The sequence below is a fragment of the Streptomyces sp. NPDC055239 genome, from assembly GCF_053606205.1.
Genome location: NZ_JBSGRD010000013.1, coordinates 136,840 through 159,488 on the forward strand (window position 1 = coordinate 136,840; position 22,649 = coordinate 159,488).

The following is a 22,649-nucleotide window of genomic DNA, read 5'->3' on the forward strand; positions in this document are numbered from 1 at the left end:
ATCTCGTGCTGGTCCAGGAAGGTCCAGGCATGCCAGCATCCGTGAGGGGGCGAGTCGTCTCAGTGCCCATCGGGCGTCAGCCCTAGGTCCAGGTCTCTGGACGGGCGGTCCCGGTTGCTAGGGTTCCCGCCATGGTCGACACGGGGGAAGCGGTACGGGCGCAGCCGGACAATCGGGCCGCCGTGGTCAGTATCGGCGCCGCCCTGACGGCGGTCATTGTGGCGAGCGGCAGCATGTGGGCGTCGGCGGCGAGTTTCTACGTTCCGGCGACGGTCGGCTGGTTCGTGTTCGTGGAGCTGGCGGCGCTGACCGCGATCGTCGCGGGTCACTTGGCCCGTCGGCAGGCCAAGCGCCATGGACTGCCGGGTCGCTGGTGGGCACTCGCCTCGATCATTACGGGGTGGGTGTGCGCGCTGTATGCGGTGCTGGTGATGTTGGTGGTCATCGGACTCATCGCCGGATTGGCCTTGCTCGTCGACGCCGTGCGGTGAATACCCTGTTGGTACGGGGATCAGGTGAAAACGCGGTGTTCGTGTCCGAGAGACAGCGGCGAGCACGCATTCCATGCCTGCCCGCGTCAGGCGGTCAGATCGAGGTTCGCCTCGACCGCGTTGATCTGGGCGGCCACATAGCGCACCCACTGCGACCACTGGGCGACGAGCCCGCGTTCGTCCTCTCCTGACTACTTGCTTCTGATGCCGACATGTCATGAGCTGGGGAGGGCGGGCGGTGGCTGGTCCGGTTCGGCTCTCTGTATCGAGGTCGGATCAGGTCGTCAGATTCGCTACGAAGATCCAGTCGAGGCCGTCGTATCCAGAGGTGTCGAGGTGTGGCGCGCGGGTCAGGCCTGCGCGTATGGCCACGCGTTGGGATGCGATGTTGGCCGGTCGGATGCGGGCGATCAGCGGAAGGTGGGGAGCGTTCTGGGACGCCCAGGCAACGACCGCGGTTGCTGCCTCGGCGGCGAAGCCGTGGCCCCATGCTGATGGGGCGAAGCGGTAGAAGAGGTTGAGGGTCTTCGTGCCGTGCAGCTCCATCGGTTTGATTCCACAAAACCCCAGCTGCTGGGGAAAGTTGCGGCGGCGCACGACCCAGTAGCCGTAGCCGTATTGCTGCCACTGGGCGTCCCAGCGTTGATAGAGCAGTTTCGCCTCGTCTAACCCGGCGAGTGCGTCGGAGGGGTTGTGGCGACAGGTTTCGCGGTCGCTGTGGATCGAGAAGATCGTGTCGATGTCTGCTTCGGCCGGTCGTTGCAGTGAAAGGCGGTCCGTCTGCATCTGTTCGCCTGCCAGGCCCTGATCACTCATGTGAGGAGCGTAGAACCTTGCGCGTGTCGGGCGTCCCGAAATGGTGTTGGCCCGCCATCTGGGGCCGGTGGCTTCAGCGGAGGCGCCGGCCGTCTCTGGCTAAGGTGTGTCGCGAATGCCAGTGATCGGCCCGGAGGTGCCATGCCCTCGCAGATGAAGTTGAGCGCGATAACGCTCGACTGCCCTGATCCGCTTGCCTTGGCGGCCTTCTATCAGGAGGCCACCGGCCTCGAACTCCACCCGAAATCCGATACCGAGTTCGCCGGTCTCAACGGCGAGAACGGACTCCTCCTCGGCTTCCAACGGGTCGACGACTACCGTGTTCCGACCTGGCCCGAGCAGATCGTTCCCCAACAGCTTCACATCTGTTTCAAGATCGAGGACGACCTGGACGAGGCTGAGGCCCGGCTGCTGGAGCTGGGTGCGGGCAAGCCGGATCACCAGCCTCATGACAAGGCGCGGGTTCTCACCGATCCGGCAGGCCATCCCTTCTGCGTAGTACGAGGCGGATAGTTTTCGACGCGCCCGCCCAGGCCAAGACGGACTGATACCGCAAACCCGCACCACGGTCCATCGATGCTTCCAAGTCCGTGTCCTATTGCCCGCTCGTCGCGTTCATGCGGCTTGGAGTGCTGTTGCCAGGCGAGGCTTCGTTGGGCTGGAGTGCGCACCGGACGAGGCGGCGGGTCACGGAGCCGGTTGCGTGCATGGGGCGGCTGACGGTCTTGATGGTGAGGTCCACGGAGGGCTTCGCCCAGGTGACGAGGGTTCCGGCGTTCACGTCCGACCACGCCGGCAGGCTGTGTGGCCGTCACCGTCGCTGGTCAGTCCGTAACCGTCGCTGCCACCGGTTCGCGGCGTGCCACGTCCACCAGCGAGCAGTCGGTGATTTTGAGGGCGGGTGAGACGGCGAGGGTCAGGGTCGACACGCTCATGAACGGGTTGAGGTGGTTCCAGCCCCAGGTTTCCAGAGCCGTTCGCACCGCGGCCGCCTGGTCGGCGACGACGTGGGCCGGGCGGGCGGACAGCACGCCGCCCACGGGGAGCGGCATGCGTGCCGCCACAGTTGCGCCCTCGGCGCCCCGGACGACGGCCACCCCTCCCCCGTCGGCGACGACTGTCGCGGCGGCCGAGGCCATCGCCGCACGTGAGGTGCCGATCGTCAGGAGGTTGTGGCTGTCGTGGGCGTACGTCGACGCCACGGCGCCCTCACCCAGATCCCGGCCCACCAGCGGGGCGAAGACCATGCCGGGGCGTCCGTAGCGGTTGCGTACGCGGACCAGTGTGGTCCGTCCCTCCCAGTGCACCTCACCGCCGGAGACCGGGAGTTCGACCTCGGTCGCTTCGGTGTAGGTGTCGCGCGGGTTAACGCTCATCGCCCGGAAGCGGTGCGTGCCGTCCGGCAGGTCAACGCGCCAGCGGAAGCCGTCCTCGTCCTGGGGCTCTACGTCCACGCGGCTGTCCAGGGGCGGTACGGCGAGGGTCTCCGAGGCGGGTGTCGTCTGTACGGGTGCGCCGTCGCGGCCCACGATGTGGCCGCCCGCCAGTACCAGTGCCGGCTCGAACGAGGCGAGTTCGCCCCGCAGCAGGACCAGGTCGGCCCGCTTGCCCGGTGAGACGACGCCGCGGTCGTGGAGCCGCAGACGCTGGGCCGGCGTCCAGGTCAGGGCCTTGAGGACGGCGTGGGGCGGGAACCCGGCGGCCACGGCGACGCGCGCGATGTGGTCCAGGTGGCCTCGCTCGACGATGTGGTCGGCCGCGAGGTCGTCCGTGACCAGGCACAGTGGCGGGAGTTGGGGCAAGGACAGCAGGGCTGTGGCCACGTCCGGGGTGAGGCACTTCTCCTGGAGCATCATCGTCATGCCCAGGCGTGCCTTCTCCAGGACCACCTCGGTGCGGTTCTTGGTGTGGTCGGAGTCCACACCGGTGGCCAGGTAGGCGCTCAGTTCCGCGCCGGTCAGGTTCGGGCAGTGACCGTCGAGGATCGCATCGTGCGCGCGGGCAACGGCGGTGATCTCGTGCATGCGGCGGTCGCCGGCGACGACGGCACGGTAGTCCATGACCTCGCCCAGTGCGATGACGCCCGGCCACCCCAGCATGTCCGCGATGTCGTCGGCGGAGAGGGCTGCTCCGGCGTGCTCCAGGCCCTCGAGGGCGGGTACGCACGAGGGAACGCCCCACAGTTGAGTCTGGGCGGTCTGGCGGCCCGCGTCGATCATCCAGCGCATGGCGTCCCGGCCTGCGACGTTGACGATCTCGTGCGGGTCGGCGAGGACGGTCGTCGTGCCGCGGGCCAGCGTCACGGCGGCGAACTCCTGAGGCGTCAGGAACGCGCTCTCGATGTGCATGTGGGCGTCCACGAAGCCGGGGACGATCAGCATGCCCGTCGCGTCGATCTCTTCCGCGGCCGTGGCCGGGGTGCCGGGCGGGAGCACCGCGGTGATCCGGTCGCCCCGTACCAGTACGTCCGCGGCGAACTCCTCACCGGTGAAGGTGGACATCACGCGCCCGCCGCTGATCCGGAGGTCGTGCTGCTCACTCATGTGCTCGTGCTCCTTGGAAGGGTGTCGTCGCGCGCGGGCGGGTGCGGCCCGCCCCGGAGGGGGTTGTCGTCCCGGGCCGGAGGGCTGGTCAGGGGACGAGCGTGTAGAAGTAGTAGCCCAGCGGGATCATGACGATCCACAGCGGCCAGGGCACCTCGCGGATCCGGCCGCTGACGGTCTTCACCAGGACGTGGGCCGCGAGGCCGGTCGCGATGCCGGTGCCGAAGTTGCCGAAGAACAGCGTGGTCGCGACGGTCAGGGCGGCCGGGACGGCGTTCGTGGGGTCCTTGAAATCGACGTTCTTGAGCGCGCCGAGCATGTTCAGGCCGATGAACATCAGCACGGGTGCGGTGGCGGCCGAGGGGATCAGGGTGGCGAACGGGGTGACGAGCAGCAGCAGCGCGAAGCCGCACGCGGCCCATACCGATGCCAGGCCGGTCTTGCCGCCCGCGTCGGCGGCGGCCGACGACTCCAGGTAGGCGGTCATGGAGGGTGCGCCCACGGCCGAACCGCCCATCACGGAGACCGAGTCGACGAGGAAGGGGCGGCGGGAGCCGGGGATGTTGCCGTCCTTGTCCAGGAGGCCGGCGCGTCCGGAGACGGCAAGGAGGGTGCCGGTCATGGAGAAGAACTCGGACACGAAGAACGCGAAGATGTACGGGAAGTATTCGGGCTTGAGGGCGCCGAGGATGTCGATGTTGAAGAGGAGCGGGCCGGGTGAGTCGGGGGCCGCGAAGAGGCTGTCGGGGACGTCGGTCACGCCCAGCGGCACGCCGACGAGGGTGACGGCTGCGATGGTGATGAGGAAGGCTCCCGGCACCTTGCGTGCGGCGAGGGCGGTGAGCAGCAGCAGGCCGGCCAGGGCGAGCAGCGCGGTGGGCTTGGACAGGTCGCCGACCGCGAGCGCGGCCTTGTCGGCGTTGCCGACGACGAGGTCGGCGTCGCGGAATCCGATGAGGGCGATGTAGAGGCCCAGGCCGCCGCTGATGGCGTACTTGAGGTTGATCGGCATGAGCCGCGTGACGAGGTCGCGGATGCCGAAGAGGGTGAGCAGCAGGAAGGCGACGCCGGACCAGAACACCATGCCGAGCGCCGTATCCCAGGGGACATGGTCCTGGCCGACGATGGTGAACGCGATCAGGGCCACGCCGCCGAGTCCCGGGGCGACGACGAACGGCAGGTTGGCGACCAGGCCCATGGCCAGCGTCGCGAGGGCGATGGCGATGATGACGGCGGTCGTCGCGGCGCCGTGCGGCACACCGGCGGAGGCCAGCTGGCCGGGGACCACGACGACGGCGTAGGCGGCGGCCATGAACATCGAGGCGCCTGCCACGAGTTCCGTGCGGTGACTGCTGCCGCGATCGCGGACGCCGAAGTGCCGCTCGACGCGCGAGACGGGCGGCGGGGTGGCGGCGTCGGTCTGCTCGCCGGGCGGCGGAGCGGTGGTGGGCATGGGGACCTCGGCGGGGTGAGGGGCGGGCACGCGGTTGCCGGCGCGGTCGGAGTGCGGGCGCGGAGGAGGGAACCCGGCTTGGCCCGGTCTCTGCAACCGGTCTCTGAAACCGGTTGCAGAGACCGGTTGCGGGTATCATGGCACGGCATCAGGCGAAAGTGAACACGGGCCTCGGACGGATCTTCGATCCTTGCCGGGCACATGAGCATGAGGCAGGGGACGGCATTGGCGACGCTCTTGGACGTGGCGCGTGCGGCGGGGGTGTCCAAGGCCACCGCATCGCGGGCACTGCAGCGCCCCGAACTGGTCGCCGAGAGCACGCGGCTTCGCGTCCGGGAGGCGGCCGACCGGCTCGGCTTCCATCCCAATGCCGCCGCTCGCGCGCTGACCACGGGCCGTACAGGCCTGATCGGCCTGATCGTGCCGACGCTCTCCAACCCGTTCTTCGCGCCTCTGGTGATGGGCGCACAGCAGGCGGCGGAGGAGACCGAGAGCCATCTGCTGATCGCGGTATCGGAGTATCACGCGCAGCGTGAGGCCGCGCTCGCCGACCGGCTCTCCGAGCAGGCCGACGGCCTGATCATGGTGACGCCGGTCGGCACGGACGCCGCGCTGCGGGAGCGGTTCCGCCGGCGCCCGCTGGTGCTCGTCGACCGCCAGGTGGGCCGATTGCCCGCCGTGGTGGCCGACACCGCCACGGGCCTGACCGAACTCCTCGACCACCTGCTGGCACAGGGCCACCGCGACATCGCCTACGTCTCCGGCCCCGCGGATTCCTGGGCAGACCAACAGCGACGTACCGCTCTCACGGCACAAGCGTCGGCGGCAGGCGCCCGTGTCCACGTCCTGGGGCCCCTGCCGCCCACGTTCGACGCCGGGATCGAGGCCTCACGAGCGCTGCCCGCCGACGCCACGGCCGTCCTCGCCTACAACAGCTATCTGGCGCTCGGGCTGCTGCACGGCCTGGGCGTGGCCGGACGACACGTACCCCAGGACGTGAGTCTGGCCGCAGCCGACGACCTCAGTACGCTCAGCGCCACCACGCCCCCGGTGACCGCGCTCGACGTACCGCTCCGAGAAGTCGGGGCGCTTGCCGTCACCCGCCTCCACGAGCTGCTCGAAGGCCACCGGCGCACGGTCGTCTCGCGCCTGCCGGCCGCTCCCGTACTGCGCGCGTCGACGGCTCCGCCGCGCGGCCTGTAGAGCCGCCCTGGAGGGATCCGGACCGGCTCAGGGGTTCGCTCCGGCGTACGCGGTCACGTCCTCCACCGATGCGTTGCCGCCGCAGATCACCAGGCCGAGCCTGGTCGCCTCGCCGGTCTTGGCAAGGACACGGCGGGCGGCCGGGAGGAGACAGCCCGCCGCCGGTTCCGCCCATACCCTGGCGTGCTCGGCCAGCTCGAGGACGCCCGCGTAGGCCTCCGCCTCGGGCACGACCAGTACCTCATCGACCAGGTCACGCACCATGGTGTAGGTCAGCGGGGACACGGTGGGCGCGCTCAGCGTGCTGATGCGTGAATCCACATCCACGTGAACCGGTCCACCGCAGGCCAGCGCCCGGGACATCGCGTCGGCCCCGGTGGTCTCCACACCCCACACGCGCACGTCCGGCCGACGTGCCCGCAGCGCCGCAGCCACACCGGCGATCAGACCACCGCCACCGATGGAGACCAGGACATCCGTCAATTCACCGGCGTCGGCGGCGAGTTCGAGTCCCACTGTGCCCTGCCCCGCGATGACCACCGGGTCCGCGAACGGGTGCAGCAGGGTGAGCCCGTCCGCCTCAAGGCGGTCCATCGTCGCGAAGGCCTCGGCCATGGTGGCGGTCAGCCGTACGTCGGCTCCGGCGGCCCGGGCAGCCTGCACCGAGCGTGCCGGTGCGGTGCGCGGCATCACCACGGTGGCGTGCACACCCAGCGCGGCCGACATCTCCGCCACGGCGACACCATGGTTGCCGCCGGACACCGCGACCACGCCGGCCGCGCGTTGCTCACCGGTCATCGCAAGGAGCTTCGCGACGGCTCCCCGCGCCTTGAACGAACCAGTGCGCTGCAGCAGCTCGAGCTTGACCGTGACCGGTGCCCCCAGCAGCGCCGTCAACCCCGGGCTGTGCAGCGTGGGAGTGCGCACCACGTGCCCGGCGATCCGCTCCGCCGCGCTCTCCACGTCCTCAACACCGACCATGGCGCCCCTCCAAGATGTCTCGCACGCCGTATCCGTCTGCACAACACGCCGTATCCGTCTGCACAATACGTGGCTGATCCCGGGCACAGGCAGTCGTTCGGATCACCTCAGCCCAGAGGCAACTGGCCCAACACGCGGCCGCTGAGTCACGTCGCGCGGAAGTACACGTCGCCGGAGAAGGCGATGCGACTGGCGCCGTGCGGGAGCCGGGCCGACCGGTGATTCTCGGGCAACTGTTGCGCACGTCGTGCAAGGTGTCGTTCTCGGTGCGGCACTCCTTGCTCTCCGGCAGGCAGTACAGGCTGATGACGGTGAGGCCGGTGGGGTGCAGTGTCGCTCCGCGCGCCGCATCCAGACGTACGCCGTTGCAGTAGCCGCCGCGGCCATCGCCGGATTCGTCGACGTCGTCTGGGGCGGCCGGATTCCCTGCCGCCCCGCCGCCTGCCGACGAAGAATCGAACGCCCAGAGTTTCACCGACTCCTGTGTGGCAACACGGACCACATGGCTCAAGAGAGAAGACCCTCTGATGACAGCGCCGGGAACACCCGGCACAGCGCAAAGGCAACAGCCGCCAAGGGGCGGTCCGCTGCGAGGACAGGAGCGCGCGAAGTGGACACCACTGCACAGAAGGCAAAGCAGGAATCGACTGAGGCCGCAGGAAAGGCGAAGGATTCGGCCGCAGAGGCCGCCGACGCCGCCGGTTCCGGCGCGCACTCGTTCGGTCTCGCGACCCAGCGCGCGAAGCAAGCGGCAGCCGCGGGCATCGAAAGCGGCAGCAAGACCGTGGTGTCGGCCACCGGCAAGGTCGCTTCAACGGCAGTCACCGGCTGGACCTTGGTGAAGAACCGCAAGGCCATAGCCACGGGCGCTGCCGCCGGCCTGGTAAGTGTGGCCGGTGTTGCCTTCACCGCCGGACGCCGCACAGCTAAGACCCGGGGCGGACCCCTGACCCGGCTGACCCATGGCCGCATCTGACATCCGCCGCACAAACCCGACCCCAGGCGGCAGGGCGGGGAGAAGACTTCACCTCTTCTCCCCGCCCTGCCGCCTGCAGGCGCATGAGCACACAGACCAGTCACGGCTGTCGTGCGCCGCCCGCACTTCGTTCACCACATGTCTGATTCGAACTCTTCCAGCATCACGCTCCACTCGGACTCCCCGTGGTCGAGGGGGAGTTGATCGAAGGCGTTCACGGCGTCCCGGAAACGAGTGGCAACGGCGTCTCGGTCGTCGCCGTTCTTCCAGGCGTCTTGCAATGTGCGCAGTTCAGTGAGGCAGAAGGCGAACGATTCCACGTCGCGGTGCAACAGGACACTGTCGTCGTCCTCATCGAGACCGACGTCGGCACGAGCCTTGAAGAGACGGTTGCCGGGCAGGCCGACACCGCTCAGGAAATTGGCCGTGTCCGTTTCAAAAGGTGTGTAGGGCGGCTGAGGACAGTAGACGACGCCGTCCAGTCCGTGCAGGCGCACGAGTCGCTCTGTGGTTTCCGGCAGTACTTGGGGAACGAATACCCGGATCTGCACAGCCACCCCTGTAGTCCGAACCTGCACCGTCCCCTTCTGGCGGCGCCGCACGAGATCCTGCAGCACCGCGATCGCGTCTATGTCCTTCACCTCGGTTCGCTCCTGCAGCCGGGCGGCTCCCTGGTTTCCCCTCCCCCGGGCGGGAGTTGCGGGAATTGCCCCCAGGGTGCTCTCTCGGCTCGTCTGAAATTCATGATGCGCAGCACTCGAGAGGGAATTGACATGCCGTCATACCCGAGGCTGCGGAACGAGATCGGGGTTTTACACCCTTCGGACACAGAACGGAAAGCCGCCGAGGGCTGGTCCTGCGGGCGCCGATAGGACCGAGTCCGCCGACACATTTCCTACGCACGGATGCAGAGAAAAAGAAGCCCCTCCCTCCGAAGGGGCGCAGCGCGCGGCCCGGGAACGGAGAAACCCGTTGGCGCGAACCCCTGCCGACCCTCGGGCCGCCGGGGGTGATCTGCCGAGTACAGGCAAGGCGCACGACCGCGTCGACAGCTGTGCTATTTGCCTGTTTTGATGCGAATCAGAGCTTACTTTATGCCCGATTTTGCGGATTAATATAACATTTAGCGCCACCAAGGCCATGCGCCAATCAGTGTCTGTTTTGCGTGCCGTTCATCCCGAATGGAGCGATCTCGTGCGCCCTCAGGCCGTGTTTCAAGTGCATCCCCCTCAGTGAATTGAGTCACGCTTCTGGCCGCAACGTCTCTGGGTACCGCTGGGCGTACTTCCGTTGCGCGCTAGGAAATTTGGGCTTTTTGATCAATGAGTTCGAGGTGTTCTGTTCACCGAGGGGCAGGCCCTCGCGCATTGCCTATGCGAATTCGTGTCTTGTTCCTTCCGGTATTCCTCGCCTAACGTCACCCTCAATCCGGACGGAACGCCGAATCCTGCCGCTGTCCGGAAACCCATCCCACTCACTTACGCACGGCAGGAGCGGGGGACCCAGGTAAGCCGCCGATCCGGATTCCGGAACGGCTCAGGGGTGAAGTCGCATTCACAGTGCGGCCGGACATCTCCCGTCCGAACCCGACAGCTCACCTCGCAGGCGCCGGAGAGGAAATCGTCATGCCTGCAAAGGGAAAGCACCGCCGCCCCAAGTCCAGCGCGCTCACCCGGAACATCGCCGCCGCAGGCACGGGCGGCGCCGTGCTCATCCTCCCGGTGCTCGGCGCGACCACCGCAGCCGCAGCGCCGGCCGGCGCCCCCGCCAAGCCCGCCGCGGCCCCCAAGGCGTACGTCGTCACCGCTGGCGACTCCCTCGCCAAGATCGCCCGCGAGCACTCCCTGAGCGGCGGCTGGAAGAAGCTGTACGAGGACAACCGCAGCACTCTCGGCGACAACCCCAAGATGATCCACCCCGGTCTCAAGCTCAGCCTCGGCGAAGATGCCCCCGCTCAGCGGGCAGACCGCTCCGAGCGCACGGACACCCTCACCGCCGAGCCCGCCGCGGCCCCGGCGAAGAAGACGTACACCGACGACCTCGACGGCTGGATCAGGGAGTCGCTCGACGTACTGGCCCAGCACGGCATCCCCGGCACGTACGAGGGCATCCACCGCAACATCATGCGCGAGTCCTCCGGCAACCCTCAGATCACCAACGACTGGGACTCGAACGCCGCCGCCGGGACGCCCTCCAAGGGGCTCCTACAGGTCATCGACCCCACATTCGCCGCGTACCACGTACCCGGCACCTCCACGGACAGCTTCGACCCCGTCGCCAACATCACCGCCGCCTGCAACTACGCGGCCGACCGCTACGGCTCGATCGACAACGTGAACGGCCCCTACTAGACCGTCCCTGGACCGTCCGGTGGCTGTCACAGCCCCGCCTTCAGGAACCCCAGGTCCCGCAGGCACTCGGCCGACTCGACGATCGTCGTCGCGGCGGGACGCGGCTGCCAGCCGAGTTCCTCGCGGGCCCGGTCGTTGTGGATGACCGGCCGCGGGAGAGCCTCACCTGGAGCCTCCCGTTCGGGAGCCCGCGCGGCGAGCGGGCCGAGCCGGTCGCGCAGGACGTCGGCCAGCTCGACGAAGCTCAGCGTCGGGCCGTCGGCGACGGCCAAGAACCGCCGACCCGCTGCCTGGGGCGCGGCCATCGCGCGCAGATGCAGGTCCGCCACATCGCGTACGTCAACGATGCCGAAGCGGGCTCGGGGAGCGACGCTCATCGTTCCGTCGAGCATCGCCTTGACCAGTTGCATGGAGGAGCCGAGCGCGGCCGTCAGGGTCGGACCGAAGATGCCCGTCGGGTTGACCACGACAAGTTCGGTGTCGCCGCCGTCGCGCTCCATCAGGTCCCACGCGGCGCGCTCGGCGATCGCCTTCGAACGGGGATAGGGGGCCAGGCCCGGCGTGTCGGGGTCGGTCCAATCGGCCTCGGTGAACTCGGCTCCGGGCTTGGGCGTGTAGCCGATCGCCGCGAACGACGAGGTGAGCACGGTGCGCCGGACACCCGCTGCGCGTGCCGCGCGCAGCACACGCAGCGTGCCCTCGCGGGCCGGTACGATCAGCTCGTCGGGGTCGTCGGGCTGAGCGATCGGGATCGGCGAGGCCACATGGTGGACCTCTTCGCAGCCGGCCAGCGCGGCGGCCCACCCGTCGTCGGCCATCAGGTGCGCCGCGACGATCTCCAGGCCCGCGTCGTCGGCGCCGCCCCGGCGCACCGCCGCCCGCAGCTCCTGCGCACGGGCGAGCGAGCGCACCGTCGTCCGTACCTCCTTCCCGGACCGCAGCAACGCGGCGACGAGCTGGCTTCCGAGATATCCGGAACCGCCGGTGACCAGGACCGTGCTCATCGCGCCACCTCCAGTCGCTGTGCCGCCACGAGGCAACGTCGTGTCGCCTCGGCCTCCGCTTCGGCGTCGCCGCGTTCGCGGGCGTCCCACAGAGCGGCCTTCTCCCGCAGATAGGCGAGCCGGGCGTGCTGGGCGGCGATCTGCCTCGACGCGGTCGGCGTGGCGCAGCAGCAGATCGCGCTGCTCGGTCGCAGCGGACCGGCCGCGGGTCCTGTTGCTCTGGTAAGTGCGCATGTCCTCGATGCTCATGCCGACCGCGCGCAGGCAGGCAAGCGCCTGGAGCTCATCGAGGTCCCGCTCGTGGTAGCGCCGGTGGCCGCTGCTCTCGTCGCGGTCGACCGGGCCGATCAGTCCGATGTCCTCGTAGTAGCGCAGTGTCGGCTCGCTCAGCCCGCTGCGCCGGGCGACGTCCTGGATGGCGAAAGCTGTCATGCGGGGAGCAGACCATACTTCAAGCGCTTGAGGGCAAATGCGCGGAATGCGTCTTCTGCGGATCACTCCGGTGGGACGTGCCGCGGTTCGGCGGCGGATACCTCGTCGGCCTCGGAGCGAACATGTACCTCGCCGAGAGGGCTCCGCGTCCGGCGAAGGTGTGTCGTTGCCTGCGGCGATCGGGACGCCGATCCGGCTGGGGTCAAGGTCCGCCGGGTTACGAGTCTGTCCCAGCCGGGCGGCGGCCGCGAGCAGGCGCGCAACGGTGGCGGGAACCGCCTCTACGGCCGGCCGGTGACGTGCACCGGCGCTGTGCGGCGTGCTGTGCCAGGGCCCCTGAATCCCCTGCCGTACAGCGCCTGCGGCGGGGCACGGCAGGGGCGTGGGAGTGGGCGGTTGTGGGGCGGGGTTGACCGATCGTGATGCATGTAGTGCCTGGAGGTGCTTGTAACAGGGGCGTATTAGGCGGTGATTGATCGGAACGGGATGCCCGGCGGGGCGGGTCCTGGTGGTCAGAACTGCTTGCTCGTAGCGAGCACCGTCAGCACCCCATCCGATTCTGAGGAAGAAACGATGCGCGTTCACAAGCTCACCTTCGCCGCCCTCGCTGTTGCCGCGAGTCTCTCGCTCACGGCCTGCAACGACGATGACGTCACGGGACAGGGCGACCCGTCGCCCGCATCCAGTACGTCTTCGTCGAGCGGCGGTTCGGAGCAGAACGGCGGTTCGGGCTCGGGCGATTCGGAGCAGGACGGCGGCAACGACTCCGCCGGGAAGAACTCGGGCGGGCAGGGCACGGACGCCGGGACCGGCTCGGACGAGAACGGCACAGCAGCCGGCAAGTGCCGTACCGACGATCTGGACATCACCGCATCGGACAGCACCATCGACGGCGACGCCGAGGGCTCCGTCGCGGTGGAGATGAAGAACGGCAGCGGCCGGGGCTGCGTGCTGTCCGGGTTCGCGGGCCTCGATCTGAAGACCAGCGAGGGGGATCTGTCCGCCGAGCGCACCGGCGAGCCGGCCGACCGGATGACCCTTCAGGACGGGAAGTCGACGTACTTCAACGTCAGCTACCCGATGAACGATTCGGGCGGCTCCGGCGTGAAGGTCACGAGTCTTGTGGTGACCCCGCCCGGCGAGACGAAGTCGTTCACCCTGGAGTGGCCCGGCGCCGCCACGCTGCCCGTCACCGACGGCGCCGGGTCCCCGGTGAAGGTCGGCCCGATCGGCAGCGCCGGTCAGGGCGGCTCCTCCTGATCAACAGCCGGGTGGATCCGCGCTGCCGGAGCCGACGACGGAACGTGTCGAGGTCGGTGCCGCGGTCGGCGAGAAGGCGGCCGGTATCCGCTGCGGCCTGGTGGTGCAACCCGCCGGTGCGATCGCGTCCCCGCGCCGGCCTGCCCGGCCGACCGGCGGTCTGATCACTCAGCGGGCCACTGCACAACTCGCTGCGCTACGAGGCACCCGTCGCGCACCTGCCGATGCGCTACGCCGTCCAGGACATCGCCCTGGCACAAGGACCGGTGATCCGCCAGGGCGAGGCCATCCTCGCCTCCTACGCGGCAGCAGGCCGCCACCCGGCCTCCACGGCCCGAGCGCCGGTTCCTTCGACCTGACCGGGCCGACAAAAGCCATCTCGCCTTCGGCCGAGGCGTCCACGCCTGCCTCGGCGTCCTCGCTGCGCCCCGCGGAGTCATTCATCTCCAACGGACACCGGGAACTGCCGGTCGTCCTTGGTCCAGAACACTGAGAACTGCCCTGCCCCAGCACTAGACGAACTTGATGCTCCATCAGAGGGTGGAGAACACCCGCCGGAACAGGTCCAGGGCCTCATCCGCCCAGCCCAAGATACCCAGGGCCGAGCCCAGATTTCCCGGCGGATGGTTGACCAGTGTGTCGTGGCGGATGAGCCGGCCGAAGTCCACGAGCACCGGGTCCTGCCGAGGGGTGCTCGCGTCGGGGCGGAAGAACTGGACGCCCGCCAGCCGCATCACGTTGATCACCTCCTGGGCGAGAATCCCGTATCCGACCGTCGTGGGGTGCACACCGTCGAGCGAGAACAGGCCGCCGTCCGCGCGCCGTCCGCCCTTGCTGGCGAGGAAGTGCGAGTTCGGCGTCGGCGACAGCGCCTGCAGTGCCGGCGGCAACGGATAGGGCCGCCACCAGTCCGGACGCGCCAGGGGGTCCTCGATGTAGCGGCGCGATGCGAGACGGTCCATCAGGCCGCAGGTCTCAAGGAGGTACCAGTCCTTCCCTTCGGTCCTGGCAGCGCGGACCGTTTCGGTGATCGCGTAGTTGTACGCGTCGATCGCGTCATCCACCTGCCGCGCCTGCTCCGCGGTGATGCTCGGGTCCCTGCCCACGTCGAAGTCCTGGTCGCTGATCCACGGACGGGTGTAGTAGGGGAAGTACCGCGAACCGGGCTGGACCTTGACCGCCACACCGCGTGCGATCGGCGCGATGGTCACGTGCGGAACCGTGCACCAGATGACGTGGCGTGCCTTGATGTCGGCGACTTCCGCGGCCACTTTGCGCAGTTCGGACGTGAAGTGCCTGGGCCGCCAGACCGTGAAGCGGCGCTTGGCGTCCAGGTCGTCGAAGCCGGGGTCCTCACTCCACACCACACGCAGGTCGGTCACCGCCCGCAGGGCATTGTTCGCCCCCAGGAAGACGACCAGCGTCTCGATACCGTGCTCCGCGTCGGTGCCCTCGATGTCCTTGCCCAGCTCGGCCGCCGCACCCAGCTGGGTCAGGGCCCCCGCTGTCCGGGGCTGAGTGGGCAGCACCCTCAGGGCGGCGCGCTCACCGGCGTTCTGCACGATCTGATTCACGAGGTCGTCCCTCGGCACGTCGATCCGCTTACGGCACTCGTCCGCCGACTTCGACAGCGCGTCGCGCAGGTCCCACCCGAACACGGCAAGGTTGTGCATGATCGCCGTGGTCGACGGCACGTTCAGGCCGGCCCCTCGCTCCCAGTAGTCCTCCACCCGGTCCATCACATGGCGAGCCCGGAACAAGGCCAGCGGCACCTCCCACCAGTCCACACTCCGCCCGAAGCGGGCCTCCAGATCGCGCAGGAACCACTCGAGGTTGAAGGGCAGCCCGCCGAAGCCCCCGTAGAGGGGATACCGGAACTGCGGGAAACACCCCAGCTCATACGCGATGATCGCCGGATAGGACAACGGCGTGTTGAAGATCGCCGCGCTCTGGAATCCCTGCGTCAGCGAATCCCCCACCGCGACAAGGCGGTGGCGAGGATTCCCCGCCCATCCCGCAGGGACGTCGATCCCCAGCCTGGGATCGGTTACGGGCACCCGCGGTCCCTCCCGACCTACGGAATCGGCCATGATCTCTTCCCCCCTGACAGCCTGCGGCATACGGGCCGCGGCCTCCGGTCTCGCCCGTCGGTCCTCGCCTCTCGACCCTTGTGCGAGGCCTTCTCCTGCGTAGCAGAGGCCGATCCAGGACGGCACTCCCCCGACAAGAGATACGCACAACCCGGTGCACGATCGGCGGCGTCCGGTCGGGAACGGAGGTGCAGGGCAGGGTCGGTCGCAGTCCGCCCGCCCGGATACGGTACGAAGACTTCCGTGAACGAACAGACTCAGCCCGCGACCGTTCGTGTGTTCATCGCTCTCGCCCCGCCCGACGACGCGAAGCAGGAACTGGAACGGGCACTTGGACCCGCCTACCACGCACACCCCCGCATGCGGTGGAATCGCATCGAGGACTGGCACGTCACCCTGGCGTTCCTCGGCGAGGTGCCCGCCCCGGTGGTCCCACTCCTGCATCCACCGCTCGCCCACCTCGCAGCCGCCCGCAGCCCCCTCACCCTGGCCCTGCACGGCGGCGGACATTTCGACGAGCGAGTCCTGTGGAGCGGAATCGACGGCGATCTCGAAGAGCTGCACCAGCTCGCCACCCAGGTGCGTGCCGTCGCCGACAGCTGCGGTATCGCCCATGCGCACAGGCCGTTCCGCCCGCACCTGACGCTGGCCCGCGCCCGCCGCGACACCCCGTCATGTGCGGCGCAAGCCGCTGCCGGGCTCACCGGGTTCACAGGCCGCCCATGGAAGGCAGAGCGTCTGCACCTGGTCGCCAGCAACACCGGTCGCGGCCCAGGTCCCATCCACTACCGCGACATCGGCGCCTGGCGCTTCCACGAGCCGACCCAGACCAACCCCCACGCCCGCTGACGGCAAGGCGGGTGAGCGGCAGGTGGTTCCGTCGCCAGGGTCAATGCTGGATCAGACCGCCGACCGGGACGGGAGTGACGTGGCCGGTTGCCGGAACGGTCTGCGCCAGCGCGAGGCCGACGTCCACCAGCGATGACCGGTGCAAGCGAGCGACGCCGGGGACCGGAGTCCAGACCGACTCGGCAGTTTCGCCGTTCGCCTCAGGTCGGAGGTGGCCGCCGGTGATACGGACCCGGTAGAAGATGCCGACGTTCTGGTGCTCGGTGCCGGCACGGGCTTCGGCGGCGGGAATCACCCTGGAATCCACGCCCAGCAGACGTTCGACAACCACTTCGCAGCCGGTCTCCTCAGCGAACTCCCGGATCACCGCGTCGAGCGGATCCTCCGCGTGCTCGACCCGTCCACCCGGAAGCGTCCAGTTGGACTTGCTCTCCGGAGCCACATGCCGAGCGAGCAGTACCCGCCCGCCCTCGATACACACGGCGTATGCCGCCAGCCGGAAACTCATCCCCCTCACCTACCCTCGCGTTCGGCTTTCTTGCCGGACAGTTCAGCCTCCGAGGCGGTGCGCGAGGTGGAGCAGATCTGGCAGGCGCAGCACTCGTCCGTCGAATCCTGGGAGGGGGACGTGGAGCGGCTGGGTCCAATGCGCGGGGATCGTGTCCGGCCCGTAGTAAGCCCCCGCGAGGCCTCCGGTGACTGCGGCGACGGTGTCCGTGTCACCGCCGAGGTCGATCGCCGCGCGTATCGCGTCTTCGAAGCTGGTGGTGGTGCGCAGGGCCCAGACGGCGGAGCCCAGGCAGGGCCAGACGGCACCGTTGAACTCGGTCGCCTGGTCGGGGTGCCAGTCGGGCGCGAGGACTGTGGCATAGCGCGCGCGGTGGTCGGGATGGACAAGAGCCAAGATGTCCGGGAGCGCGGTGAGGGGGTCCGCGTCTTCGAACGTGACACGGATGAGTTCGTGGAAGATCGCGGTGCCTTCCCAGGCCGCGCGGTCTCCGTGGGTGAGGGCAGCGATGCGGCGGGCCGCGTCCATGGTGGCTTCCTGGCCGGCGGGCGCGAAGTGGACCGCGGAGGTCGATGCCCGCATCAAGGAGCCGTTGCCCGCTGCTCGCTGGTTGACCTGGAAGTGGATCGCGGCGGCGCGGTCCCAGGGCATGCCGTTGGTCAGGACGTCTTCGGTCTGCAAGCCGATGTCTTTGGGTTCTGATGCCGCCCACCGCTGGAAGCGGGCGAAGATGTCCGGCAGATCCAGTCCGCCCCGCTCCAGGAGGGACTCCGCGACCAGGACGGCCATCTGTGTGTCGTCAGTGGCCTCGCCGGGATCCCAGCCACCGCCTCCGCTCATCTCGCCACCGGCGCCAGGGGCGGGAAACCGCGCGGAGAACGCTCCCTGGGAACCGAACTCGAAGGGGCCGCCCAGGGCGTCACCCACCGCTGATCCGAAGATCGCACCAACGGCCCGCTGCATACGCTTCATTCGCGCAGAATATCCGTGCCCCGCCGACGGCAACGGGCTCACCAATACGTGTGGTCGTCCCAGGCAGTGAACCCGGCGTATTCCACGGGGTCGTCGTCCTGATCGAGGCCGGGGAGTCCCTCGGTTTCCAGGGTGCCGCGCTGCCAGGCGAGCAGAGTGTCGGTCAGGCGGCTCTCCAGCGGCGGGCCCTGATCGGCGTGGCGGGGCCAGATCACCAGCGGCCAGGCGTCGGGGCTGTCGCTTTCGGTGAGCCAGCCGAGGTTGTCCCCGTCGATGGAGTTGGCAAAGGGGAGGAAGCCGCCCGGCTCGGGCCACACCGGCAGCGGGTGCATGTCCGGATGCCCGGCCTTGAGCTGCCGGTAGCCGTCGAGGACCTCTTCGACATTGGTGAGGAAACGCCGCTCGTGGTCGGACGAGCGCAGCGGAGTGAGGAAGCGCAGCCACTCACTCCAACAGCCCGCCCCGTAACGCTCCATGAGCGTGACGTATTCGCGCGGCAAGTCGGTTCCGAGCTCCGCGAAGAGCGTCTGCCAACTGCCGCCGCCCAAATAGGGCTCGGCGGGCGGAGGAGACAGCAGCGCCAGGGCCTCCAGGCCAGTGCCCGTGTCCAAGGCGATCCGCCGCTGGGCTTCGGTCAGGCGCGGGACAGCGGGCGCCGGGGGTGTCCAGGGCTGAGCGTCGGGCAGGAAGGCGGTGCGGGCGAGCGATCCGGGCATCGGCCCCATCAACGGGCCAGGCGGCGAGGGAAGTTCCCAGCACTCGCGGACGGTGTGCCGCAGATACTCGGTCAGGGAGAGGTCGTAGGCGTGCCAGGCGCGCAGCCCGCTGCCCGGGACGGCGCCCCTGTGGCGTACCACCACACACCAGGCATCGGGATCGGCGGAGCGGGAGGTATCCCAGAACAACACATCCCCACCGCGGCTCTCACCCCAGGCAAGCAGTCCTCCGGGCTCGGGATGAACGGCGTACCGCTCGTGTTCGGGCAGGCTGCGCAGCTCGATGCGCGCGGTGCGCTGGGTGTCGCGGAGCCAGGTGCCGTAGTCGAACCTGCCGGCCTTGAAGCACGGCGTGTGGATCCAGAGATAGTCGCCGAAGTCCACGGGACCGCACGCGTCCGCGAGCCGCTTGAAATCCGATGGCAGACCCGCGTCCAGACCGAGCCACTCCTCCACCGCCGCCCAGTCGGTGTTGATGGGCGAGGGCGGACGCTCGGAGTCGAACGTGGTGAAGTCGACTATGTCCAGGCTCATGAACCCCGATGCTATCCATGGGTCGGAGGCGGATGATCGCCTGGGATTCATACGCGGAGGCGGCTCCGCCGCTGGGCTCGCTCCCGTCAATGGTGGGTCACAGATCCAGGACGAGACGCGGGCAGGCGGCGCGCGAGACGCAGATGAACATCGTGTCGTCGCAGTCCTGTTCAGCGGGGGTGAGGAGGGAGTCTCGGTGGTCCACCGCGCCGTCGAGGACCGCGGTCTCGCAGGTGCCGCAGGTGCCCTCCTGGCATGAGGACAGCACTTGCACACCGGCCTCCTCGACGCTCTCCAGGACACTCTTGTCCGGCGGGACCGTCACCGTGATGCCGGTGCGGGAGAGTTCCACCTCGAAAGAGGCCGAAAGGGCGTCGTCCTCCTCCCGTGCCCTCGGTGTGAATCGCTCGATGTGCAGCGTGTCCTCCGGCCAGACGGCACACCGCTGTTCCACCGCGTCGAGCAGGGGATCGGGGCCGCAGCAGTAGACGAGGGTGTCGGCGGAGGGGCTGTTGAGCAGCCCCTCCAGGTCGAGCAGGCCGGTCTCGTCCTGGGGGCACAGGTCCACCCGGTGGGGGTGGTCCTTGGTGAGCTGCTCGGCGAAGGCCATGGTGGCGCGGTTGCGCCCGCCGTACACCAGCCGCCAGTCGGCTCCCCGCCGGTCCGCTGCGGCGATCATCGGCAGGATCGGGGTGATGCCGATGCCGCCCGCGATGAACAAGTAGCGCTGGGAGCCGACCAGTTGGAAGCGGTTGCGGGGGACGCTCACCCTGACCGTGTCGCCCTCGGCCAGCATGTCGTGCACGTACTGGGAGCCGCCCCTGCTCTCCGGCGCGTGCAGCACGGCCACTTGGAGAAGGGAAGCGTCCCCTGGGTCGCCGCACAGCGAGTACTGCCGTACCAGGTCGGGGCCCAGCACCAGGTCGATGTGGGCACCCGGGCTCCACTCCGGCAGCCGCTCGCCGGTGGGGTGGGTCAGGCTGAGGCGGACAACGCCCTCGGCGAGGTGCTCCTTGTGCACCAGGGTCAGGTCGAGTTCGCCCACGGTGCGTGGAAGGCTCGTGCTGTTCATGGTGAAGGCTCTCTTTCCGAGGCGGGCTCCGAGGCTGACTCCGGGGCGAACTCCGGGGCAGGGCCGGGGCGGTGGTCCTCGGGGTGGCCGAGCAGCCAGGCCCACAGCGCCACCGGATCCTCGAACTCCCGCTGCGCACCGCAGTGACAGACGGCCAGGAGCCGGTCGTTGCCGAGCACCCAGTGGATGCGGTGGACCTCCTCGCCAGAGAGGGCTGGTGGGTGCGGCGGGGTCATCGGGCCACCGACGCGGCCTGCGTCGCGGCCTGCGTCGCGGTCCCCTCCTTGGCCAGGCGGGCGAGGATGCGGCGGGCCGCGAGTCCGCCCGTGTCGATGTTGATGCTCAGCTCCTGGTAGCCGGCCTGCTCGGTGTCCAGGGACTTCTGCAGCACATTGAGGGCGACGACGTCCTGCATGACCACGGTGTGGTTGTTGTCGTGCAGGAATTCGGTGACGTTCTGGTCGTCGAGGGCGAAGTCGCGGGCCACGGCCCAGAAGTCGTACGTCGTTTTCTCCGTCGACGGGGTGATGCCGTAGACGACCTCCACGTGGAAGGCCTGCGGGTCGCTGCCGTCCGGGTTCGGGCCGGGCGCGCCGACCGGCGCGATGCGCGAGTGGAGCAAGTAGAGACATGGTGCGTGGTACTCGATGTCCTGCCAGCGGCTGATGCGTCCCTCGATGCCCGTGGACTTGGCGTAGAACGGAGGGCATTCCGCGTCGTCCATGTGACGGCTGACGCGAACGATGCCGGTCTTGTCGTCGACCTCGGTGGTGATGGGCGTCTCGGCCACCTCCGGTGTGCCGATGTAACCGCCGTGCAGATACGTCTCGTGCGACAGGTCCATGAGGTTGTCGACCAGCAGCCCGTAGTCGCCGTCGATCGGCTCCATGCCGGACACCACCGTGTACTCGGGCGAGTCCATCCACGGGGCGCGGGGCGGCAGACTGTCCTCGGGCTCGCTGTCGCCGATCCACACCCACACGAAGGCGTCCTGCTCGATCACCGGGTACGTTTTCAGGCGCGCCGTACGTGGGATGCGTTGCTGGCCGGGTACGAAGACGCAGCCGCCGTCCGTGCCGTAGGTGAAACCGTGGTAGCCGCACACCACCCGGTCCCCGTCAAGACGACTCGGCGCCTGCGACAGCGGGAAACGCCTGTGCACACAGCGCTCGGACATCGCCACCGCGCGTCCGTCCTCCGTGCGGTACAGGAGGATCGGCTCGCCCAGCACGGTACGTCCGAGCAGCTCGCGCCCGACCTCGCGGCCATAGGCAGCGACGTACCAGCGATTGCGTACGAAGGCAGTCATGATCGTTCCCTTCGGAGTGGAGCGTCGCAGCGCTTCAGTGCGCGTGGCGGCGACGGCATGAGCGCGCGTTCCTGGTCTGCGGCCGGCAGCGGCTCATCGGCCGCTCGGCGCGGGAGTGCGTCGGCCGGTGCGGACCATCGTGGGCTCGGCGCCCCCGGGTCACCAGGGGGCTTTCCGCATGCCGGGAAACAACTGCGTAATCTCGGTCGCCCTGACGTGACGGAACGGCGCAGTTCGGATCTACGGCGTGGTCAAGGCGCGAGAGATCGCCCGGGCGCTCGTACAGACGAGGCGGGCCAAACCGTGTGCGGAGGCGCTGCCATGACGGACCACCAGCGACACCGAGGCGATCACCGTGCCGCCGCGGTGCACCGGCGCGGCGACCGAAAGGGCGTCCATCGTGACCTGGCGGTCGCTGACCGCGTAGCCGTTGGTCCGCACGTCGGCCAGCATGCGCCGCAACGTACGCGGGTCGGTGACGGTGCCCGGCGTGAATCGCTCGAGGGGGCCCGCGAGCGCCTCTCCCTGTACCTCGGCAGGGGCGTGCGCGAGCAGCACGAGGCCCACGCCGGTGGCCGTGAGGGCGAACCGCCCGCCCACGCGTGTCAGCACGGGCACCGCGCCTGACCCCGCGATGCGCTCGACGAAGACGACCTCCGTGCCCTCGCGCACCGCGAGCTGAACGTTCTCGCGGGTGACCTGGGAGAGGTCCTCCAGGAACGGCAGGGCCCGCTCGCGCAGGCCCTGTCCGCGCGGCGCGAGGGAGGCGACCTCCCACAGGCGCAGGCCGACGCGGTAACACCCTTTGTCGCCGCGCTCCAGCGCTCCCCAGGCGATGAGCTCGCCGAGCATCCGGTGCACGGTCGACACCGGAAGCCCCGACCGCCGGGACAGCTCGCTCAACGTCATCTCCGGGTGTTTCGCGCTGAACGCACCGAGGATCTGCAGGGCGCGGCCCAGCACGGGTCCCGTGCCCGACTCGGAGCCACGGCGGGTCCGGGGCATCTGGGCGCCTCCTCCCCCGTCAGCCACCGGTGACGCCGACCCACCGGCCTGCTGCGGCTCACCTGCGAGCGAGTCTTCCAAAGT

General features: G+C 69.1%; 22 protein-coding genes and 1 riboswitch. Of the genes, 8 read left to right on the forward strand and 14 right to left on the reverse strand.

Translation table 11 applies throughout. From position 1 onward, the window contains the following. The first annotated feature begins 131 nt into the window (after positions 1-131). Entirely contained in the window at positions 132-491 is a 360-nt protein-coding gene (locus ACWFRJ_RS33945) for a DUF4190 domain-containing protein (RefSeq protein ID WP_453539748.1), read from the forward strand. A gap of 276 nt (positions 492-767) precedes the next feature. On the opposite strand, the gene ACWFRJ_RS33950 is transcribed toward ACWFRJ_RS33945, so the two are convergent. Further along, entirely contained in the window at positions 768-1,307 is a 540-nt protein-coding gene (locus ACWFRJ_RS33950; protein ID WP_453539751.1) for a GNAT family N-acetyltransferase, read from the reverse strand. 141 nt (positions 1,308-1,448) lie between these two features. On the opposite strand from ACWFRJ_RS33950, the gene ACWFRJ_RS33955 reads away from it, so the two are divergent. Next, complete coding sequence (locus ACWFRJ_RS33955; protein ID WP_453539754.1) at positions 1,449-1,820, forward strand: VOC family protein; 372 nt, start codon at positions 1,449-1,451, stop codon at positions 1,818-1,820. 311 nt (positions 1,821-2,131) lie between these two features. Here ACWFRJ_RS33955 and ACWFRJ_RS33960 read toward each other — a convergent pair whose 3' ends face one another. Then, positions 2,132-3,850, reverse strand: coding sequence for an adenine deaminase C-terminal domain-containing protein (locus ACWFRJ_RS33960; RefSeq protein WP_453539757.1), 1,719 nt, complete (start codon positions 3,848-3,850; stop codon positions 2,132-2,134). An 88-nt stretch (positions 3,851-3,938) separates the two neighbouring features. Then, the gene (locus ACWFRJ_RS33965) at positions 3,939-5,303 is read right to left on the reverse strand and encodes an NCS2 family permease (RefSeq protein ID WP_453539760.1); all 1,365 of its coding nucleotides are present in this window, start codon (positions 5,301-5,303) and stop codon (positions 3,939-3,941) included. Between the two features lie 201 nt (positions 5,304-5,504). Here ACWFRJ_RS33965 and ACWFRJ_RS33970 point away from each other — a divergent pair, with 201 nt between their 5' ends. Further along, entirely contained in the window at positions 5,505-6,506 is a 1,002-nt protein-coding gene (locus ACWFRJ_RS33970; protein ID WP_453539763.1) for a LacI family DNA-binding transcriptional regulator, read from the forward strand. A gap of 27 nt (positions 6,507-6,533) precedes the next feature. On the opposite strand, the gene ACWFRJ_RS33975 is transcribed toward ACWFRJ_RS33970, so the two are convergent. Next, positions 6,534-7,487 (reverse strand): threonine/serine dehydratase, encoded by a 954-nt coding sequence (locus tag ACWFRJ_RS33975; protein WP_453539766.1) that lies wholly within the window; start codon positions 7,485-7,487, stop codon positions 6,534-6,536. A gap of 610 nt (positions 7,488-8,097) precedes the next feature. Between ACWFRJ_RS33975 and ACWFRJ_RS33980 the strand changes: the two genes are divergently transcribed. Then, complete coding sequence (locus tag ACWFRJ_RS33980) at positions 8,098-8,463, forward strand: hypothetical protein (RefSeq protein WP_453539769.1); 366 nt, start codon at positions 8,098-8,100, stop codon at positions 8,461-8,463. Positions 8,464-8,594: 131 nt separating this feature from the next. Here the strand turns inward: ACWFRJ_RS33980 and ACWFRJ_RS33985 are convergent, their stop codons facing one another. Continuing rightward, positions 8,595-9,104 (reverse strand): hypothetical protein, encoded by a 510-nt coding sequence (locus ACWFRJ_RS33985; RefSeq protein ID WP_453539772.1) that lies wholly within the window; start codon positions 9,102-9,104, stop codon positions 8,595-8,597. 824 nt (positions 9,105-9,928) lie between these two features. Continuing rightward, a riboswitch (cyclic di-AMP (ydaO/yuaA leader) is annotated at positions 9,929-10,086 on the forward strand. Positions 10,087-10,088: 2 nt separating this feature from the next. On the opposite strand from ACWFRJ_RS33985, the gene ACWFRJ_RS33990 reads away from it, so the two are divergent. After that, positions 10,089-10,814 (forward strand): LysM peptidoglycan-binding domain-containing protein, encoded by a 726-nt coding sequence (locus tag ACWFRJ_RS33990; protein WP_453539775.1) that lies wholly within the window; start codon positions 10,089-10,091, stop codon positions 10,812-10,814. Positions 10,815-10,840: 26 nt separating this feature from the next. Here the strand turns inward: ACWFRJ_RS33990 and ACWFRJ_RS33995 are convergent, their stop codons facing one another. Beyond that, on the reverse strand, positions 10,841-12,250 hold the full coding sequence (locus ACWFRJ_RS33995; RefSeq protein ID WP_453539778.1) for an NAD-dependent epimerase/dehydratase family protein: 1,410 nt from the start codon (positions 12,248-12,250) through the stop codon (positions 10,841-10,843). 573 nt (positions 12,251-12,823) lie between these two features. On the opposite strand from ACWFRJ_RS33995, the gene ACWFRJ_RS34000 reads away from it, so the two are divergent. Beyond that, positions 12,824-13,510 (forward strand): DUF4232 domain-containing protein, encoded by a 687-nt coding sequence (locus ACWFRJ_RS34000; RefSeq protein WP_453539781.1) that lies wholly within the window; start codon positions 12,824-12,826, stop codon positions 13,508-13,510. A gap of 224 nt (positions 13,511-13,734) precedes the next feature. Continuing rightward, positions 13,735-13,869, forward strand: coding sequence for a hypothetical protein (locus ACWFRJ_RS34005; RefSeq protein WP_453539783.1), 135 nt, complete (start codon positions 13,735-13,737; stop codon positions 13,867-13,869). A 174-nt stretch (positions 13,870-14,043) separates the two neighbouring features. Here ACWFRJ_RS34005 and ACWFRJ_RS34010 read toward each other — a convergent pair whose 3' ends face one another. Continuing rightward, entirely contained in the window at positions 14,044-15,567 is a 1,524-nt protein-coding gene (locus tag ACWFRJ_RS34010) for a hypothetical protein (protein ID WP_453539786.1), read from the reverse strand. 276 nt (positions 15,568-15,843) lie between these two features. Between ACWFRJ_RS34010 and thpR the strand changes: the two genes are divergently transcribed. Further along, entirely contained in the window at positions 15,844-16,449 is a 606-nt protein-coding gene (gene thpR, locus ACWFRJ_RS34015; RefSeq protein ID WP_453539789.1) for an RNA 2',3'-cyclic phosphodiesterase, read from the forward strand. Between the two features lie 40 nt (positions 16,450-16,489). Here thpR and ACWFRJ_RS34020 read toward each other — a convergent pair whose 3' ends face one another. The 7 genes from ACWFRJ_RS34020 to ACWFRJ_RS34050 all read right to left on the reverse strand — a co-directional run bounded on the left by ACWFRJ_RS34020 (position 16,490) and on the right by ACWFRJ_RS34050 (position 22,565). Next, entirely contained in the window at positions 16,490-16,957 is a 468-nt protein-coding gene (locus ACWFRJ_RS34020; protein ID WP_453539792.1) for an NUDIX hydrolase, read from the reverse strand. 42 nt (positions 16,958-16,999) lie between these two features. Next, the gene (locus tag ACWFRJ_RS34025) at positions 17,000-17,929 is read right to left on the reverse strand and encodes an ADP-ribosylglycohydrolase family protein (RefSeq protein ID WP_453539795.1); all 930 of its coding nucleotides are present in this window, start codon (positions 17,927-17,929) and stop codon (positions 17,000-17,002) included. Positions 17,930-17,967: 38 nt separating this feature from the next. Further along, the gene (locus tag ACWFRJ_RS34030; RefSeq protein WP_453539798.1) at positions 17,968-19,179 is read right to left on the reverse strand and encodes an SMI1/KNR4 family protein; all 1,212 of its coding nucleotides are present in this window, start codon (positions 19,177-19,179) and stop codon (positions 17,968-17,970) included. A 97-nt stretch (positions 19,180-19,276) separates the two neighbouring features. Further along, positions 19,277-20,251, reverse strand: a complete 975-nt coding sequence (locus ACWFRJ_RS34035) for a PDR/VanB family oxidoreductase (RefSeq protein WP_453539801.1) — start codon at positions 20,249-20,251, stop codon at positions 19,277-19,279. Continuing rightward, the gene (locus tag ACWFRJ_RS34040) at positions 20,248-20,487 is read right to left on the reverse strand and encodes a hypothetical protein (protein WP_453539804.1); all 240 of its coding nucleotides are present in this window, start codon (positions 20,485-20,487) and stop codon (positions 20,248-20,250) included. The genes ACWFRJ_RS34035 and ACWFRJ_RS34040 overlap by 4 nt, the downstream gene beginning before the upstream one ends. Beyond that, entirely contained in the window at positions 20,484-21,560 is a 1,077-nt protein-coding gene (locus ACWFRJ_RS34045; protein ID WP_453539807.1) for a Rieske 2Fe-2S domain-containing protein, read from the reverse strand. Before ACWFRJ_RS34045 ends, ACWFRJ_RS34040 begins: the two co-directional genes overlap by 4 nt. Before the next feature lie 240 nt (positions 21,561-21,800). Continuing rightward, positions 21,801-22,565, reverse strand: a complete 765-nt coding sequence (locus ACWFRJ_RS34050) for an IclR family transcriptional regulator (RefSeq protein WP_453539810.1) — start codon at positions 22,563-22,565, stop codon at positions 21,801-21,803. Positions 22,566-22,649 lie beyond the last annotated feature (84 nt).

Coding starts and splice junctions, on each gene's coding strand:
- ACWFRJ_RS34045 (WP_453539807.1), bottom strand. CDS start 21,560: ATGACTGCCTTCGTACGCAATCGCTGGTACGTCGCTGCCTATGGCCGC.
- ACWFRJ_RS33960 (WP_453539757.1), bottom strand. CDS start 3,850: ATGAGTGAGCAGCACGACCTCCGGATCAGCGGCGGGCGCGTGATGTCC.
- ACWFRJ_RS33950 (WP_453539751.1), bottom strand. CDS start 1,307: ATGAGTGATCAGGGCCTGGCAGGCGAACAGATGCAGACGGACCGCCTT.
- ACWFRJ_RS33945 (WP_453539748.1), top strand. CDS start 132: ATGGTCGACACGGGGGAAGCGGTACGGGCGCAGCCGGACAATCGGGCC.
- ACWFRJ_RS34030 (WP_453539798.1), bottom strand. CDS start 19,179: ATGAGCCTGGACATAGTCGACTTCACCACGTTCGACTCCGAGCGTCCG.
- ACWFRJ_RS33955 (WP_453539754.1), top strand. CDS start 1,449: ATGCCCTCGCAGATGAAGTTGAGCGCGATAACGCTCGACTGCCCTGAT.
- ACWFRJ_RS34040 (WP_453539804.1), bottom strand. CDS start 20,487: ATGACCCCGCCGCACCCACCAGCCCTCTCTGGCGAGGAGGTCCACCGC.
- ACWFRJ_RS34035 (WP_453539801.1), bottom strand. CDS start 20,251: ATGAACAGCACGAGCCTTCCACGCACCGTGGGCGAACTCGACCTGACC.
- ACWFRJ_RS33965 (WP_453539760.1), bottom strand. CDS start 5,303: ATGCCCACCACCGCTCCGCCGCCCGGCGAGCAGACCGACGCCGCCACC.
- ACWFRJ_RS34005 (WP_453539783.1), top strand. CDS start 13,735: ATGCGCTACGCCGTCCAGGACATCGCCCTGGCACAAGGACCGGTGATC.
- ACWFRJ_RS33990 (WP_453539775.1), top strand. CDS start 10,089: ATGCCTGCAAAGGGAAAGCACCGCCGCCCCAAGTCCAGCGCGCTCACC.
- ACWFRJ_RS33970 (WP_453539763.1), top strand. CDS start 5,505: ATGAGCATGAGGCAGGGGACGGCATTGGCGACGCTCTTGGACGTGGCG.
- ACWFRJ_RS34020 (WP_453539792.1), bottom strand. CDS start 16,957: ATGAGTTTCCGGCTGGCGGCATACGCCGTGTGTATCGAGGGCGGGCGG.
- ACWFRJ_RS33995 (WP_453539778.1), bottom strand. CDS start 12,250: ATGACAGCTTTCGCCATCCAGGACGTCGCCCGGCGCAGCGGGCTGAGC.
- ACWFRJ_RS34050 (WP_453539810.1), bottom strand. CDS start 22,565: ATGCCCCGGACCCGCCGTGGCTCCGAGTCGGGCACGGGACCCGTGCTG.
- ACWFRJ_RS34025 (WP_453539795.1), bottom strand. CDS start 17,929: ATGAAGCGTATGCAGCGGGCCGTTGGTGCGATCTTCGGATCAGCGGTG.
- ACWFRJ_RS33975 (WP_453539766.1), bottom strand. CDS start 7,487: ATGGTCGGTGTTGAGGACGTGGAGAGCGCGGCGGAGCGGATCGCCGGG.
- ACWFRJ_RS34000 (WP_453539781.1), top strand. CDS start 12,824: ATGCGCGTTCACAAGCTCACCTTCGCCGCCCTCGCTGTTGCCGCGAGT.